Origin of the sequence: Janthinobacterium violaceinigrum (assembly GCF_009208555.1) — a bacterium.
Taxonomy (GTDB): Bacteria; Pseudomonadota; Gammaproteobacteria; order Burkholderiales; family Burkholderiaceae_D; genus Janthinobacterium; species Janthinobacterium violaceinigrum.
Genome location: NZ_WFLI01000014.1, coordinates 23,986 through 38,562 on the forward strand (window position 1 = coordinate 23,986; position 14,577 = coordinate 38,562).

Annotated in this window: 14 protein-coding genes; 13 read left to right on the top strand and 1 reads right to left on the bottom strand. The window is 65.0% G+C overall.

The window, feature by feature from the left end; genetic code table 11:
* Positions 1-151: 151 nt before the first annotated feature.
* Positions 152-1,561, top strand: a complete 1,410-nt coding sequence (locus GCN75_RS13765; RefSeq protein ID WP_226941380.1) for an MFS transporter — start codon at positions 152-154, stop codon at positions 1,559-1,561.
* Between the two features lie 10 nt (positions 1,562-1,571).
* Here GCN75_RS13765 and GCN75_RS13770 read toward each other — a convergent pair whose 3' ends face one another.
* Positions 1,572-3,206, bottom strand: a complete 1,635-nt coding sequence (locus tag GCN75_RS13770) for an acyl-CoA synthetase (RefSeq protein WP_152283031.1) — start codon at positions 3,204-3,206, stop codon at positions 1,572-1,574.
* Positions 3,207-3,333: 127 nt separating this feature from the next.
* Here GCN75_RS13770 and GCN75_RS13775 point away from each other — a divergent pair, with 127 nt between their 5' ends.
* The 12 genes from GCN75_RS13775 to bla all read left to right on the top strand — a co-directional run bounded on the left by GCN75_RS13775 (position 3,334) and on the right by bla (position 14,575).
* Positions 3,334-4,035, top strand: a complete 702-nt coding sequence (locus GCN75_RS13775) for a Crp/Fnr family transcriptional regulator (protein ID WP_152283032.1) — start codon at positions 3,334-3,336, stop codon at positions 4,033-4,035.
* A gap of 62 nt (positions 4,036-4,097) precedes the next feature.
* Positions 4,098-4,721 carry a helix-turn-helix domain-containing protein gene (locus GCN75_RS29565; RefSeq protein ID WP_226941381.1) on the top strand — a complete coding sequence of 208 codons (624 nt, stop codon included), beginning with the start codon at positions 4,098-4,100 and terminating at the stop codon, positions 4,719-4,721.
* Between the two features lie 41 nt (positions 4,722-4,762).
* Positions 4,763-5,125, top strand: a complete 363-nt coding sequence (locus GCN75_RS13785; protein ID WP_152283100.1) for a DUF2946 domain-containing protein — start codon at positions 4,763-4,765, stop codon at positions 5,123-5,125.
* Between the two features lie 83 nt (positions 5,126-5,208).
* A complete protein-coding gene (locus tag GCN75_RS13790; RefSeq protein WP_152255181.1) occupies positions 5,209-5,805 on the top strand; it encodes an SCO family protein in 597 nt (198 codons plus the stop codon).
* A 20-nt stretch (positions 5,806-5,825) separates the two neighbouring features.
* Positions 5,826-6,296: a copper chaperone PCu(A)C gene (locus GCN75_RS13795; RefSeq protein WP_193317507.1), complete on the top strand. Its 471-nt coding sequence runs from the start codon at positions 5,826-5,828 to the stop codon at positions 6,294-6,296.
* Between the two features lie 120 nt (positions 6,297-6,416).
* On the top strand, positions 6,417-7,091 hold the full coding sequence (locus tag GCN75_RS13800; protein WP_152255183.1) for a CerR family C-terminal domain-containing protein: 675 nt from the start codon (positions 6,417-6,419) through the stop codon (positions 7,089-7,091).
* Positions 7,088-8,296: a multidrug effflux MFS transporter gene (locus GCN75_RS13805; protein ID WP_152283033.1), complete on the top strand. Its 1,209-nt coding sequence runs from the start codon at positions 7,088-7,090 to the stop codon at positions 8,294-8,296. Before GCN75_RS13800 ends, GCN75_RS13805 begins: the two co-directional genes overlap by 4 nt.
* 122 nt (positions 8,297-8,418) lie before the next feature.
* On the top strand, positions 8,419-9,765 hold the full coding sequence (locus GCN75_RS13810) for a DUF3422 family protein (RefSeq protein WP_152283034.1): 1,347 nt from the start codon (positions 8,419-8,421) through the stop codon (positions 9,763-9,765).
* A gap of 89 nt (positions 9,766-9,854) precedes the next feature.
* Entirely contained in the window at positions 9,855-11,351 is a 1,497-nt protein-coding gene (locus GCN75_RS13815; RefSeq protein WP_152283035.1) for a hypothetical protein, read from the top strand.
* Between the two features lie 63 nt (positions 11,352-11,414).
* Positions 11,415-11,807 carry a BlaI/MecI/CopY family transcriptional regulator gene (locus tag GCN75_RS13820; protein WP_152283036.1) on the top strand — a complete coding sequence of 131 codons (393 nt, stop codon included), beginning with the start codon at positions 11,415-11,417 and terminating at the stop codon, positions 11,805-11,807.
* A complete protein-coding gene (locus GCN75_RS29845; RefSeq protein ID WP_152283037.1) occupies positions 11,804-13,567 on the top strand; it encodes a M56 family metallopeptidase in 1,764 nt (587 codons plus the stop codon). Before GCN75_RS13820 ends, GCN75_RS29845 begins: the two co-directional genes overlap by 4 nt.
* 78 nt (positions 13,568-13,645) lie before the next feature.
* Positions 13,646-14,575, top strand: coding sequence for a subclass B3 metallo-beta-lactamase (bla, locus tag GCN75_RS13830; RefSeq protein ID WP_226941383.1), 930 nt, complete (start codon positions 13,646-13,648; stop codon positions 14,573-14,575).
* Positions 14,576-14,577 lie beyond the last annotated feature (2 nt).

The following is a 14,577-nucleotide window of genomic DNA, read 5'->3' on the forward strand; positions in this document are numbered from 1 at the left end:
ACAGGCAGCCCGGCCCGCAGCGGGGCTGTCCGGCAGACTCCGTTTATCCATGCTAGTGTCTTGCTTGCGGCCACATTATTGGCCGCTAACAAGAAGGTGCCCGGCGTAGGCGTGGCTGGCGGCGCGGCATGGAATTCGTATCGGATCAATGATGTTCAAGCAAAACAGGGCGCAGCCCTTCCTCGTGGGCGAGGACGGCTTGCCGCCCGGCGCCCGTTTATGGGCCATGCTGGCGCTGGCCATCGGCGTGGGCATGGCCTCGCTCGATACGGCGATTGCCAACACGGCCTTGCCGGCCATCGCCAGCGAGCTGCATACGACGCCGGCCGCTTCCGTCTGGATCGTGAATGTGTACCAGCTGGCCATGGTGGCGACCCTGCTGCCGTTTTCCGCGCTGGGGGAAATCACGGGCTACCGGCGCGTGTTTATCTCGGGTATGTTCCTCTTTACCCTGGCTTCGCTCGCCTGTGCGCTGGCCTGGTCCTTGCCGTCCTTGGTGGTGGCAAGGCTCTTTCAAGGCGTGGGTGCGAGCGCCATGATGAGCGTCAATACGGCGCTGCTGCGCGCGTTGTACCCCAAACACTTGCTGGGACGCGCGTTCGGCAACAATGCGCTGGTGGTGGCCGTCGCGTTTGCCATCGGGCCCACGGCCGCCTCCCTGATCCTGGCGACGGCGTCGTGGCCGTGGCTGTTCGCCATCAATGTGCCGCTGGGCTTGCTCGGCCTCTTCCTGGCCAGCCGCATGCTGCCGGCGACGAAACTGTCCGGCCACACCCTCGATGCGCGCACGGCGCTGTACAACGTGGGCGCCTTCGGCCTGCTGATTTTGTTGTTCGGCGACGCCGCCCATCACGCGTCGATGTCCACCTTGCTGCCGGAACTGGTGGCCGTGGTGGTGTTCTTTGTCCTGCTGCTGCGCCGCCAGGCGGGCCACGCGGCGCCCATGCTGCCCATCGACCTGTTCCGCCGTCCCCTGTTCCTGCTGTCGTCGCTGACGGCCATCTGCACGTTTGCCGCGCAGGGCCTGGCCTTCGTCTCGCTGCCGTTTTATTTTGAAGTGACACTGGGCCGTTCGCCCGTGGAGACGGGATTCTTGATGACGCCGTGGGCCGTGCTGGTGGCCGTGATGGCGCCCGTGGCCGGACGCCTGAGTGACCGTTATTCTCCCGGTGTGCTGGGCGGCATCGGCCTGGCGGCGCTGGCCGGCGGCTTGCTGACCCTGGTCTGGATACCGGCCCACCCCAGCGCTTTCGATATCGGCTGGCGCATGGCCCTGTGCGGCATCGGTTTCGGCTTTTTCCAGGCGCCCAATCTGAAAGCCATCATGGGCAGCGCGCCGCCCGAGCGGGCAGGCGGGGCCAGCGGCGTGGTGGCCACGTCGCGCCTGATCGGGCAAGCCACGGGCGCGGCGCTGGTCGCCTATTGCTTCACGGTTTCCGCCAGCCGGGGCACGACGTATGCGCTGTGCCTGGCGGCCGGGTTTGCCGCCGTGGCCAGCATCGCCAGCTTTTCGCGCCTGGTGGTGGCGCAGCCGGCGTGGCTGTCGGGCAAGCGCGACTGACTGGCAGGGATCAGACGTCGATGGCCTTGTCCGACTGCATGCGCTTGCGCAGTTCGAACTTCTGGATCTTGCCCGTCGACGTGCGGGGCAGGGGGCCGAAGTAGATCGCTTTCGGCACCTTGAAGCCCGCCAGATTGTTCTTGCAAAAGGCGATCAATTCCGCTTCCGTCACGGTGCCGCCCTCGCGCAGTTCGACGAACGCGCACGGCGTCTCGCCCCATTTCTCGTCCGGCTGGGCAATGACGGCGGCGGCCAGCACTTGCGGGTGGTGGTACAGCGCATCTTCCACTTCCACGCTGGAAATGTTTTCGCCGCCCGAGATAATGATGTCCTTGCTGCGGTCCTTCAGTTTGATATAGCCGTCCGGATACATCACACCGAGGTCGCCCGTGTGGAACCAGCCGCCCGCAAACGCTTCCTGCGTCGCCTTTTCATTCTTTAGGTAACCCTTCATGCAGATGTTGCCACGGAACATGATCTCGCCGATCTGTTCGCCGTCGGCCGCCACGGGCTGCATGGTTTCCGGGTCCAGCACGGCCACGGCGCTTTGCAGGTGGTAGCGCACGCCCTGGCGCGACTTCAAGACGGCCCGTTCTTCCTGCGACAGGGCCGCCCATTCATCCTGCTCGGCGCAGATGGCGGCCGGGCCGTACACTTCCGTCAAGCCATACGAGTGGATCAAGTCAAAGCCCATCGCTTCGATCTTCGCCACCATGGCCGCCGGCGGCGGCGCACCGGCCACCATGCCGCGCACGGTCCAGTTGATTCCTTCGCGCCAGCTGGCGGGCGCGTTGGCCAGGGCCGCGTGCACGATGGGCGCCGCGCAATAGTGGGTGATGCGCAATTCGCGCATCAGGTCGAACACGAGTTTCGGCTCGAATTTGCGCAGGCATACGTTCACGCCCGCGCGGGCGGCCACCGTCCACGGGAAGCACCAGCCGTTGCAGTGGAACATGGGCAAGGTCCACAGGTAGACGGCATGCTTGGGCATGTCCCATTCCAGGATGTTCGACAGGGCGTTCAGGGCCGCGCCCCGGTGGTGGTAGACCACGCCTTTCGGGTCGCCCGTGGTGCCGGACGTGTAGTTGAGGGCGATGGCGTCCCATTCATCGGCGGGCGGCTGCCAGTCGTATTCGGGGTCGCCGCTGGCCAGCAAGGCTTCATAGTCGAGGTCGGAAAAAGCGTCCACTTCGGGGCCCAGCACGTCATTGACCTGGATCACGCGCAAGCCGGGAATCTGCGCCGCCATCTGGCGCGCCAGCTCGGCAAACTCGGTATCGGCCAGCAAGACTTTCGCCTGGCCATGGCGCAGCATGAAGGTCAGCGAAGCCAGGTCGAGGCGGATGTTCAGGGCATTGAGGACGGCGCCCGCCATGGGCACGCCAAAGCTCGCTTCCACCATGGCAGGCGTGTTCGGCAGCATCACGGCCACCGTGTCGCCCGTGCCCACGCCCAGCTTGACGAGGCCGGATGCCAGGCGGCGCGTGCGCGCATACGTTTCGCGCCACGTTTGGCGCACGCTGCCATGTGCAATTGCCAGGCGATTGCCATATACTGCGGCTGCCCTGGCGATATAGTCGAGCGGGGTGAGGGCGGCGTAGTTGGCGCTGTTTTTGCCGAGGCCGGTGTTGAAATCAGGTGTCATGTTTGTCTCCTGGTAAATAATCCTAGTACTGCAATTCTGCAGCTCCCTGTTTCGGGATTGATAGGGGCCAGCATAGCACCGGCGCTTGAAAATCACTGTCATCTTAGTGACAGGTTTGAAGGATGGAATGGATAGCAACGATAGTGTAGACCGTGTGGTGCCCGAACTCGACAGCCACGACTGGTTCGCGGCCCTCGATGTCCGGCATCAGGCTCTGTTGCGTGCCGACAGCACGGTTCGGCATTACGAGGCGGGCGCCTTCATCACGCGACGCGGCGAACCGTCGGCGCACTGGATAGGCGTGCACACGGGCTTGATCAAGCTGGCCGTCTACAACGCCGATGGGCGCGGCGCCACCTTTTCCGGCGTGCCGGCGGGCGGCTGGTGCGGCGAGGGCAGCGTGCTCAAGCGTGAACTGCGCCGCTACGACGTGGTGGCCGTGCGCGCATCGACCATCATCCTCGTGCCCGTGGACCTGTTTCATCTGCTGCTGGCCGAAAGCCTGTCCTTCAATGCCTTCGTGATCCGCCAGCTGAACGAACGCATGGGGCAATTCATCGCCACCATCCAGAACCAGCGCCTGCTGGCCGTCGATGCGCAAGTGGCGCAAGCGATCGCGCAACTGTTCCACCCCATGTTATATCCACGCACGTCCAGCGTGCTTGAGCTGTCGCAGGAAGAAATCGGCTTGCTGACCGGCATTTCCCGCCAGCGGGTGAACCAGGCGCTGGGCCATCTGGCCGAACTCAAGCTGATCAGTATTGCCTACCAGGCCATCCGCGTCGTCGACCTCGACGGCTTGCGCCGCTACGGCGTGGCGTCGCTGTGATGACAGACGGCGTGCGCGATGTGTGGCATGCTGGCGCCTCGTTCACCACATTGACCTGACGCATGGCCCTCGTTTCCGATCATCCCTTGCACCTGCTGGGCTTGCGCTTTCCGCTGCGGCTGCGCGTCACCGTGCGCCAGGGTTTTGTCACCTTGCATAATGAAATCGCCACCAAGAAGCTGGCCAGCGGCGACAGCTTCGTCGTGCCCGCCTTCCTGCGCTTTGCCTGCGACGTGATGCCGGGGCGGGGCAAGCCGGCCGTGTTCACCCTGGCGCTGGAAAACGACGAGGCGCAGGGCAGCCACGGCGGCGGCAAGCGCTGGAGCCAGGCGCTGGCGCAGCACATCTTCGATACGCCGCAAGGCAAGTGGACGGCGGCGCGCCTGGCGGCCTTGTGGCAAGTGACGCCGCACAAGGCCAGGGCGCGCCTGTTTGCCGAGGGCGAGGCCTTGCTCAGCCTGGTGCGCGAGCAGCGCCTGGCGCACGCGCTGCACACGGCGGCGCAAGGGAGCGCCGACGGCGAAGACGGCGGGCGCGACCTGGCGCAAGTGGCGGCCGGTTCCGGCTTTGCCTCGATCCCCGCGTTTTGCGACGCTTGCGTGGACGTGGCCGGCGTGCGCCCCAGCCTGTTCCTGCGGGGCCAGGCGGACGCGCCCGCGCAACGCGATAGCCATACTCCGCTATAATCAGCGGCATGGGACCTTTCTTCAAGCGCAAACAGTGGCATATGTGGTTCGCCTGCCTGGCGATACTGCTCAATGCGCTGTCGCCGTCCCTGTCGTATGCGTTTGCCTCGCTGCACGCGAATGCGAACAATGCCGCCGTCGAGATCTGCTCGGCCAGCGGCGCCGTCTACACGCAAGCGGACCTGGCGCCGGCCGTCAAGTCCACCACCGATTCCGTGCTGCACCACATCGAGCATTGCCCGTTCTGCATGAGCCATGCGGGCAGCGTGGGCTTGCCGCCATCGTCATCGCCGCCGCTGGCCGTCATCGGCGGCCACGACCACTATCCCCCCCTGTTTTACCAGGCGCCGCAAGCACCGTTCGCGTGGCTGGGCGCCAGCCCGCGCGGCCCGCCGCCGGCCTGAGCCTGCGGGCACCGCTGTTCCACCTGCCGCCTTGCGGCAGAGCATCCAACTGTATCCACTACGCCCATTGGGCCGGAAATACCATGAAACGTCGTTTATTCCTTCTCGCCGGTACGGCGGGATTGCTGACGCTTGCCGCTTGCGAGCCAGCACCGAAACCCCATTACAACGGCCTCGACCTGACGGGCGGCGATTACAAGCCCGATTTCAGTTTGAGCGGTCCCGACGGCAAGGTGTACACCCTGGCCGACTTCAAGGGTAAGTATGTGATGGTCTTCTTTGGCTTCACGCAATGCCCGGACGTGTGCCCGACCGCCCTGTCGCGCGCGCTGGAAATCCGCCAGAAGCTGGGCGCCGATGGCGACAAGCTGCAAGTAATCTTCATCAGCATTGACCCCGAGCGCGATACGCCCGAGTTGCTGGGCGAGTACATGCGCGCCTTCGACCCCAGTTTCCTGGGCTTGCGCACGGACCCGAAGAATACGGCGCAGACGGCCTTCAACTACAAGGTCTTCTACCGCCGCGTGCCCAGCGGCAGTTCGTACACGATGGACCACACGGCCATCAGCTATGTGCTCGATACCGAGGGGCGCATGCGCCTGGGCCTGAAACACCAGTTGACGGGCGACGAGTGCGTGCAGGACATCAAGACCCTGATGAAATCGAAATACACCTTGTAACTCTCACGAAAGGATTGATCATGACCCATTTGAAAACCCTGCTGGCCACGGCCCTGACCGTGCTGTCCTTCTCCGCCATCGCACAAAGCAGCGTGCAGATCACCGACCCGTGGGTGCGCGCCACCGTGCCCCAGCAAAAAGCCACGGGCGCCTTCATGCAGATCACGGCGCCAAAAGCCATGCGCCTGCTGGAAGTGCGCTCGCCCGTGGCCGGCGTGGCGGAAATCCATGAAATGAGCATGGCGGACAATATGATGCGCATGCGCCAGGTCAAGGAAATCGCCTTGCCAGCCGGCAAAGCCGTGGAACTGAAACCGGGCGGCTACCACGTGATGCTGCTGGACCTCAAGGCACAGGTAAAGGCAGGCGACAGGATTCCGCTGACCCTGGTCGTCGAAGGCGAGGACAAGCACCGCGAAACCATCGAAGTCAATGCCGTGGCCCGTCCGCTGGGCGCCGCCTCGGCCCCGATGCCGGCCATGAAGCATTAAGCGGCCGATACGCCCATGAAAAGCCCGGTTCGCCGGGCTTTTTTGCGTCCATCTGAAAATTAAACAGCTGTTTGATATAATTCCATAAAATTAAACAGCTGTTTAAACGATGGGAATGGCATGACAGAAGAAAAGAGAAGTGACCAGGAAACGGAACCGGCCCGCGCGCGCATCCTGCAGGCGGCGGCGGACCTGTTTGCCGACGAAGGTTACCGGCTCGCATCCGTGCGCCGGATTTGCGAAGCGGCCCACGTCAACGTGGCGATGGTCAATTATTACTTTCATAGCAAGGAAGAGCTGCACCTGGCCGCCTTCGACCATGCGCGCGCGCTGGCGCGGGCCTCGGCCGCCGACGTGGCCGCCGCCAGTGCGCGGGCGCAGCTGCCGCCCGTGGAGCAGTTGCGCCTGGCCATCGAGGCGCTCGTGTCCGACATGCTGCGCTCGGGCCCCGCGTCGCTGTTCAGCCGCCTGGTGGCGCGTGAATTGATCGAACCGACGGCTGCCATTCACAAGCTGGCCGAACGCAATGTGCGCCCGCAGCATGCCTTGTTCACGGGCTTGATCCGTGACGTGGTGGGGCCGGCCATGCCGGCGGACGTGGTGCAGAAATGCGTGTTCAGCGTGATCGGCCAGGCCGTGTTCTATGCCCGTTCGCGCATCGTGCATGAACTGGTGGCACCGGAAATCACGTATGACGAGGCCGGTATCGCCAGCATTGCGTGCCATGTATCCCAATTCTCGCTGGCGGCCCTCGATGGCTTGCGCCGCCAGCATGCCGCGCAGGCGGGCGCATGAAGGCGCGCAACCTGACCCTGGTGCTGGCGGGGCTGGCCATGCTGGGCCCGTTCGCCACGGATACCTTCCTGCCGTCGTTTCCCGCGATCGGCACGCATTTCGACGTCAGCAGCGTGCTGGTGCAGCAGACCCTGAGCGTCTACTTGGCCGCCTATGCCTTCATGACCTTGTTCTACGGCACCTTGTCCGACTCGTTCGGCCGCCGTCCCGTGATCCTGGCCTCGTTGCTGATCTTTGCCGCCGGCTCCATCGGCGCCGCGTTTGCCCCCAGCTTTGGCTGGCTGCTGTTCTTCCGCGGCATGCAGGGCGCGTCGGCAGGGGCGGGCCGGGTGATCGGACAAGCCATCGTGCGCGACAGCCTGTCGGGCGCGGCCGCGCAAAAGATGCTGGCCAATATCATGATGGTGTTCGGCATCGCGCCTGCCATCGCCCCCATCATCGGCGGCTGGCTGCACGTGGCGTATGGCTGGCAATCGACGTTCGTGTTCACGTTTTCCGTCACCGTGCTGCTGTTGCTCGCCAGCCTGAAAGGCTTGCCGGAAAGTTTATCCGTTGAGCAACGCCAGCCTTTTCACCCCAGCAACATCGCGCGCAATTACTGGCTGGCGCTGCGCCACCGGGCTTTCCTGCTGCGTTCGCTGGCCGTGGCTTTTGCCTTTGGCGGTTTTGCCCTGTACATCGCCTCGGCCCCGCATTTCATCCTGGAGCTGCTGCGCCTGCCGGAAACGGCGTTCGGCTGGATGTTCGTCCCCATGGTGGCCGGCCTGGTGGGCGGCTCGGCCCTGTCGGGCAGGCTCGCGCATGCGGTGAAAAGCACCGTGCTGGTGCGCTGGGGCTTGCTGGCCATGGCGGCCACGGGTGCGCTCAACATGGCGTATAACCACTGGTTCGCGGCCAGCATCCCGTTTGCCGTCGTGCCCGTGATGCTGTACGCGTTCGGCATGTCGCTGGCCTTGCCGGGCATGACCATGTCCACCCTGGACATTTTCCCGCAGATGCGGGGCCTGGCGGCATCGTTGCAAAACTTCGTGCAAATGCTGGTGTTCGCGCTGGTGTCCGGTTTTGTCGCACCGCTGCTGTTCGACAGCGCGTTCAAGCTGGCGCTGGGACAGGCCTCGGCCGTGGTGCTGGCCGCCATATTCTGGTGGCTGGGCACGCGCGAGAGGGCAGGGCAGGGCGTCGCTGGACTTGCCAAAACAGCATGATGGGCCCTGGAAAAGGATGGCATGCTTTCTGCTTTGTTACACTGTGACAATCAGACCCCCGCTGCGGGCAGCACAGCACGCGCGCGGGTCTAAGCAGTTTTGCAACTTTACCTTTGGCTATCATGCACTTGATTAACTCCAGTTTGAACCACGCCTTGCGCGTGCCGCTGGCTGCGGAAATCCACTCGCGGCCCTTCCTGCAGCTCGACGCCCCCGAGCTGATCACCCATCTGGCCGTCTACAAGGACGACAGTGCGGCGCCGGGCGCGTCGAATATGGCTGCCCAGCACGCCACCCTGGCGGCCTTGTGCACGCATTTCGGCGTCACCCCGCCCGCCGCCGAAGCCAAGTATTTTTATTACGACTTTGGCCGTTTCCGCCTGAAATGGGAATGCCACACGGAATTTGCCACGTTTACCTTCGCCGAGCATCCTGGTACCGCCTTGCCCCTGGAGCAGGCGTTCGAGCGCATGCCGCTGGCGCAATTGCCGCAGCAATGGCTGGCGGGCTTGAAGGGCAAGCTGATGGTGGCGGCCCACGTGGTGCTGGAGCAGGCGACCGAGCCGGCCGAGATTTTCATGCAGGGCTTGTCGCGCGTGTTCGAAGGCAATACCCTGGCCGGCAGCAAGGTGCTGCAGGGCGGCGAATTGTGGACGGATTTCACCATCCAGTCCGACGGCTTCAGCCGTTTCGTCATCCGCGACGCGGGCATGCGTTCGCAGCAGTCGGGCCGATTGGTGCAGCGCGTGCTGGAAATTGAAACCTACCGCATGATGGCTTTATTGGGCTTGCCCTACGCCATGCAGGCGGCGCCATCGTTGAACGCCATCGAGAACGAGCTGGCGACCCTGGCCGCCGCCATGGTCGACACGGACGATGCGCCGGGCCTGGTCAAGGCCGATGAGGGCGTGGCCGAGCAAGCCTTGCTCGACAGGATCACGCGCCTGGCGGCCCGCATTGAAAAGCTGTCGCTCGACAATAGCTACCGCTTTTCCGCCTCGAAAGCCTACATGGGCCTCGTCAAGGCCCGCATCGACGAGTTGCGCGAAGTGCGCATCGAGGGCATACCCACGGTCGAGGAATTCATGGACCGCCGTTTGACGCCCGCCATGAATACGTGCGAAGCGATGGCCAGCCGCCAGGAAGCGATGGCGCAGCGTATTGCCAACACGAATGACTTGCTGCGCACGCGCGTGGGCATCGTGCAGGAATTGCAGAACCGGCAAATCCTGCAATCGATGAACGCCCGCGCCGCGCAGCAGCTGCGCTTGCAGCAAGCGGTGGAAGGCTTGTCCGTGGCCGCCATCTCGTATTACGTGATCGGCCTGTTCAGCTACACGGGCAAGGCGGCCAAGGTGATGGGGCTGCCCGTGAATCCGGAAATCCTCGTCGGCGCGCTGGTGCCGTTCGTGGCGGCGGCCGTGTGGCTGGGCTTGCGCCGCATGCACCACAAGCTGCACGCGGACTGAGCCAGTAAAAATACCTGGGCGGCGCGTACGCCGCGCGTCGCCAATCTTTGCTATCGTGCGGCCCTCACCGTTCGATACAAGGAAATGACGTGCTTGCCAAGGTTGGAGATATTTACAGCGTGTTTTCGTCCAGGCTGCAGCAGTATGTGGCTTGCCAGGTCACGGCCATCGAGGACGACTCTTCGTCCGGGAGAGCGCCGCTGGCCGCCATCCTGGAGCTGGACTGGACAGGCGACGCCTTGCCCGATGCCGCCGCCGTGCAGACGATGCGCCCGCTGGTGTGCGATTACTATTTCTGGAACCGCCGCCACGACCACAGTTTCGTCAATGCCCGGGTGCCGCGCCATTACACCTTGGTGGCCAATGTCGCGCCCCTGGTCGATACGCAAGTGAAGAGCTACAGCGGCGGCTGGCACGTGGGCGACAGCGTCTGGCGCCAGCGCCGCTGGGAGCAGGTCGACCCGGCCAGGCGTCAGCGCTTCAAGGCCGCATCGAGCGAGGAAGTGCGCATAGGCGGCCAGTCCTTGCGCCAGAATACGAGCCGCATCGGCGACAGCATCCTGCAGGCGCTCGGCGATCTGTCCGAACTGGACCAGCTGCCCTGCCTGACGGCGATCGAGACGCGCCACGGCAGCGCGGCACTGGCCGAATATATCAACGGCAATCCGATCATCAGCGAAGTGCAGTGGCAGACATCGACGGTGAGCGAACTCGACTTGAGCAACAGCAATGTCGGCCGCCTCATCGTGCATGCCGCAGGCTTGCAATCGCTGCGCCTGAACGAGGGCTTGAACACCCTGATACTGAATGGCGCGCCGTCGCCATCGCTGCGCATCGACGACCCACATGCAGGGCGCTTCCTGCGCCTGCAGTGTGGCGGCGCACTGGCGCCATTCCACGGCCTCGATGAATTGACCCACCTGTCGCTGAGCGCGATGCCGGCCGTGGATTTCGACGTGGTGGCGCAGCGTTTTCCCGGGCTGACTGACCTGACCGTCTGGGGCAAGCCGGGGCTGGCGTCGAACGTGGCCAGCATCGCCAGGCTGGCGCACTTGCAAGACTTCACCGCGTATGAATTGTTTGGCTACGGCCCTGACGACTTTCCCACTCCGGCGAACTTGCCGTCCTTGTCCAGCCTGTGCCTGGCCAGCTTGCCGGCCGATGCGGCCAAGGCCATCAAGGCCAGCTATAAAAAGGCGGCGGCGCTGGGTTTGAGCCTGTCGGTGACGCGGCCGCGCAAGCCCGAGTGGCTGGCGGAAAACCTGGACAATCCGTTCCGCGACTGGGATGGCCGCGAACACATTTCGGCCGCATACGCCAAAAAGGCCGCGCAGGCGTATAAAAAGCTGCTGGCCACGGCGCGCGCCATCGATGCGGTCAAGGATGGCGCGGCCGCGCAAGCCATCGCGCAGCAGATGGTCGCCGACTATGTCGCCGTGTTCAACCAGATCGAGCGGCGTTCCAGCATCATCGAGACGGTGGAGCGCGATGAAATCTATGTGGCGCTGGAGCAGGTGCTGACGCAAGCGCCGCTGCCCGATGTGGCGGCGCTGTATGCCGTGTTCGACCGCCTGCGCGATTTTTAGCCGCACCCACAATCTAGAAAAAAAGTTCTAGACAAGACGTTCTAGACTGGGTATTCTAGCGTCATGCTAAAAAATACCTCCATTCCCCATCCCACGGCCGCCGAACTGGACCTGCTGCGCATCCTGTGGCAGCGCGGTCCGTCCGACGCCCGCGCCGTGTACGACGCCCTGGCCGCAGAGCGCGCCGACGCCAGCTACGCCACCGTGCTGCGCCAGTTGCAACTGATGCATGGCAAGGGCCTGCTGAGCCGCGATGAAAGCCAGCGGCCGCAGCTGTATGCTGCCGTCGAAGCGCAGGAAAAGCTGCAGACCAGTTTGCTCAAGGACTTGATCGGCAAGGTGTTTTCCGGTTCCGGCAAGGCCCTGGTGCTGACGGCGCTGCGCGAGCACGTGAGCGACGCGGAACGCCTGGAAATTGAAAAAATCCTGCGCAGCAAGGACGGCAAGACGCCATGAACCTGGACATGCATCTCGGCATCGATGTGGGCAAGCTTGTCCCCGCGCTGGGCTGGGTCTTGCTGTATTTCGTCTGGCAGGGCGTGATCGTCGGTGCCGTCTCCGCTGTCCTGCTGCGGCTGCTGCGCCACGCCAGCGCACGCTCGCGCTATGCCGTCTGCGCGCTGGCGCTGCTGCTGTGCCTGTGTATTCCCCTCGTGCACCTGCTGTCGCTGCTGTCGCACGCTACGCCCGCCCGCCTGGCGATGGAGGCGCCGCCCGCCTGGCGCGCCGCGCTGCAAGCGTGGATGCCGGCCCTGGTGCTGGCCTGGGGCGCGGGCGTCGGATTGATGAGCTTGCGCCTGTGCCTGGGTCTGGCCTGGGTCGGCAAGCTGCGCCGCCAGGCGGTGGCCGCACCGGCCATCTGGCAGGCGCGCGTCGATGCGCTGGCGCAGCGCATGGGCTTGCACCGCAGCCGCCAGGTGCCGCTCAAGCTGCATGCGGGCTTGTCCAGCCCCGTGACGGTGGGCTTCTGGCGCCCCGTCATCCTGCTGCCGGCCGCCTTGCTGAGCGGCATGCCCGTCGCCTTGCTGGAAGCGCTGCTGGCGCATGAACTGGCGCACGTGCGGCGCTGGGATTACCTGGTCAATCTGTTGCAAAGCGTGGCTGAGGCGCTGCTGTTTTTTCACCCCGTCGTCTGGTGGCTGTCGGCGCGCATGCGGGCCGAGCGGGAACAGGTGGCCGATGCCCTGGCGGCGCAAGCGCTGCAGGACCCGCAGCAGCTGGCCACGGCGCTGCATGCGCTGTCCCTGCACGCTGCCGCGCCCAGCCAGCCGGGCCTGCTGATGTCGGCCCGGGGCGGGGCCTTGCTGACGCGCATAGAACGCCTGGTGGCGCCCGGCCCCGACACGGGCAGCTGGAAGCTGGCCTTGCCTGCCTTGCTGCTGGCCTGCGCCACCCTGCTGCTGCAGGTGCAGGGCAAGCCTGCCGTCAACGGGGCGATCCTGGCCGATGCCGCCGCCGGCATGCTGGCCTTGCCCGTCAGCGCGAAACACATGCTGGTGTTCGATGACGCCAGCGGCAAGGTGCTGATGGCGAAAGATGCGGATGCCGTCGTGCCCATCGCCTCGATCACCAAGCTGATGACGGCCATGGTGGTGCTGGACGCGGGCCTCGATCCCGATGAAAAACTGCACATCGTGCACGCGGACGGCGACTCGTCGATGCAGCGCCGCGGCGTGCTGGCCGATGGCGCGGCCGTATCGCGCGGCGCGCTGTTGCAACTGGCGCTGCTGCCGTCCGAAAACCGGGCCGCCGCCGCGCTGGCGCGCACCTATCCCGGCGGCAGCGCGGCCTTTGCGCAAGCGCTGCAGGCGAAGATCCACCAGCTGGGATTGCGCCGCACCACCCTGACGGAGCCGGTCGGCAGCTCGCCCGCGAATACGTCCACGGCCACGGAAGTGGCGAAGATCGTGGCGGCGGCTGCGCGCTATCCGGACATCGCGCGCATCACCAGCCACCCGCAGGCCAGCGTGGCCGTCAATGGCCGGACGCGCACCTTGCACAACACCAATCCGCTGGTGGGCGGCAAGGGCTGGGACATCCTGCTGTCGAAGACGGGCAGCAGCAACGAGGCAGGCAGCTGCCTGACCATGCGCATGCGCAGCGGCGGCAAGCACGTTACCGTGGTGCTGCTGGACGCCGACGGCGCGCAGCGGCGCTCGCTCGACGCGGGCAATATCCGCGACACCCTGGCCGGCAGGACGGGCCACATGTACTGATCCCCCCTGGCGCGCCGCGTCGCGGCCGCCTTTCTTTTTTACACTCTGGAGATGATGATGACACTATTGGCGAAGTTGATGCTGGCTACGGTTGCGACCATGGCAGCGGGTACGGTGCAGGCAAAGACGCCCGCACCGGTGCAGAATCCACCTGTCGATTGCGACAGTTGCAAGGAATGGAACGCGCCCGTCAAGCCGTTCAATGTCTTTGGCAATAGCTGGTACGTGGGCACGGCCGGCCTGTCCGCCGTGCTGGTGACCAGCCCGCAGGGCCATATCCTGCTGGACGGCGCGCTGCCGCAATCGGCGCCCCTGATCATTGCCAGCATCCAGGCGCTGGGCTTTCGCATCGAGGATGTGAAATACATCCTCAATTCCCACGCGCATTGGGACCATGCGGGCGGCATTGCAGCACTGCAACGGGCCAGCGGCGCCACGGTGGTAGCCAGCGCCTCGGGCGCCCTCGGCTTGCAAAGCGGCACCAATGGCAAGGACGATCCGCAGTACCAGGCCAATCCCGTCGTGCATGTGGCCAAGGTTGCCAAGGTCAAGGTGGTGGGCGAGGGCGATGCCGTGAAGGTGGGGCCGCTGGCCCTGACGGCCCACATGACGCCGGGCCATACGCCGGGTGGCACGACGTGGACCTGGACTTCGTGCGAAGGCGACCGCTGCCTGGACGTCGTGTATGCGGACAGCCTGAACCCGTATGCGAGCGGCGATTTCACTTACACAGGCAAGGGCAAGACGCCCGACATTTCGGCCTCGTTCGAAGCGAGCATCGCCAAGGTGTCCGCCTTGCCATGCGACATCATCATCCCCGTGCATCCGGGCACGACGGACGTGCTGGGCAAGGCCGCCAGACGCAATGGTGCGGACAATCCCCTGATCGACGCCGGCGCGTGCCGCGCCTACGCTGCCGAAGCGGGCGGCTTGCTGGCCAAGCGCCTGGCGAAAGAGCGGGGCGAAACGCTGCCTGCCGAGGCCAAGGGCGCAGCGCACGCGCATTAAGC

What these genes read in the sequence shown, in the direction of transcription:
- GCN75_RS13765 (WP_226941380.1), top strand. Translation starts at nt 152, where the DNA reads ATGTTCAAGCAAAACAGGGCGCAGCCCTTCCTCGTGGGCGAGGACGGC.
- GCN75_RS13770 (WP_152283031.1), bottom strand. Translation starts at nt 3,206, where the DNA reads ATGACACCTGATTTCAACACCGGCCTCGGCAAAAACAGCGCCAACTAC.
- GCN75_RS13775 (WP_152283032.1), top strand. Translation starts at nt 3,334, where the DNA reads ATGGATAGCAACGATAGTGTAGACCGTGTGGTGCCCGAACTCGACAGC.
- GCN75_RS29565 (WP_226941381.1), top strand. Translation starts at nt 4,098, where the DNA reads ATGGCCCTCGTTTCCGATCATCCCTTGCACCTGCTGGGCTTGCGCTTT.
- GCN75_RS13785 (WP_152283100.1), top strand. Translation starts at nt 4,763, where the DNA reads ATGTGGTTCGCCTGCCTGGCGATACTGCTCAATGCGCTGTCGCCGTCC.
- GCN75_RS13790 (WP_152255181.1), top strand. Translation starts at nt 5,209, where the DNA reads ATGAAACGTCGTTTATTCCTTCTCGCCGGTACGGCGGGATTGCTGACG.
- GCN75_RS13795 (WP_193317507.1), top strand. Translation starts at nt 5,826, where the DNA reads ATGACCCATTTGAAAACCCTGCTGGCCACGGCCCTGACCGTGCTGTCC.
- GCN75_RS13800 (WP_152255183.1), top strand. Translation starts at nt 6,417, where the DNA reads ATGACAGAAGAAAAGAGAAGTGACCAGGAAACGGAACCGGCCCGCGCG.
- GCN75_RS13805 (WP_152283033.1), top strand. Translation starts at nt 7,088, where the DNA reads ATGAAGGCGCGCAACCTGACCCTGGTGCTGGCGGGGCTGGCCATGCTG.
- GCN75_RS13810 (WP_152283034.1), top strand. Translation starts at nt 8,419, where the DNA reads ATGCACTTGATTAACTCCAGTTTGAACCACGCCTTGCGCGTGCCGCTG.
- GCN75_RS13820 (WP_152283036.1), top strand. Translation starts at nt 11,415, where the DNA reads ATGCTAAAAAATACCTCCATTCCCCATCCCACGGCCGCCGAACTGGAC.
- GCN75_RS29845 (WP_152283037.1), top strand. Translation starts at nt 11,804, where the DNA reads ATGAACCTGGACATGCATCTCGGCATCGATGTGGGCAAGCTTGTCCCC.
- bla (WP_226941383.1), top strand. Translation starts at nt 13,646, where the DNA reads ATGCTGGCTACGGTTGCGACCATGGCAGCGGGTACGGTGCAGGCAAAG.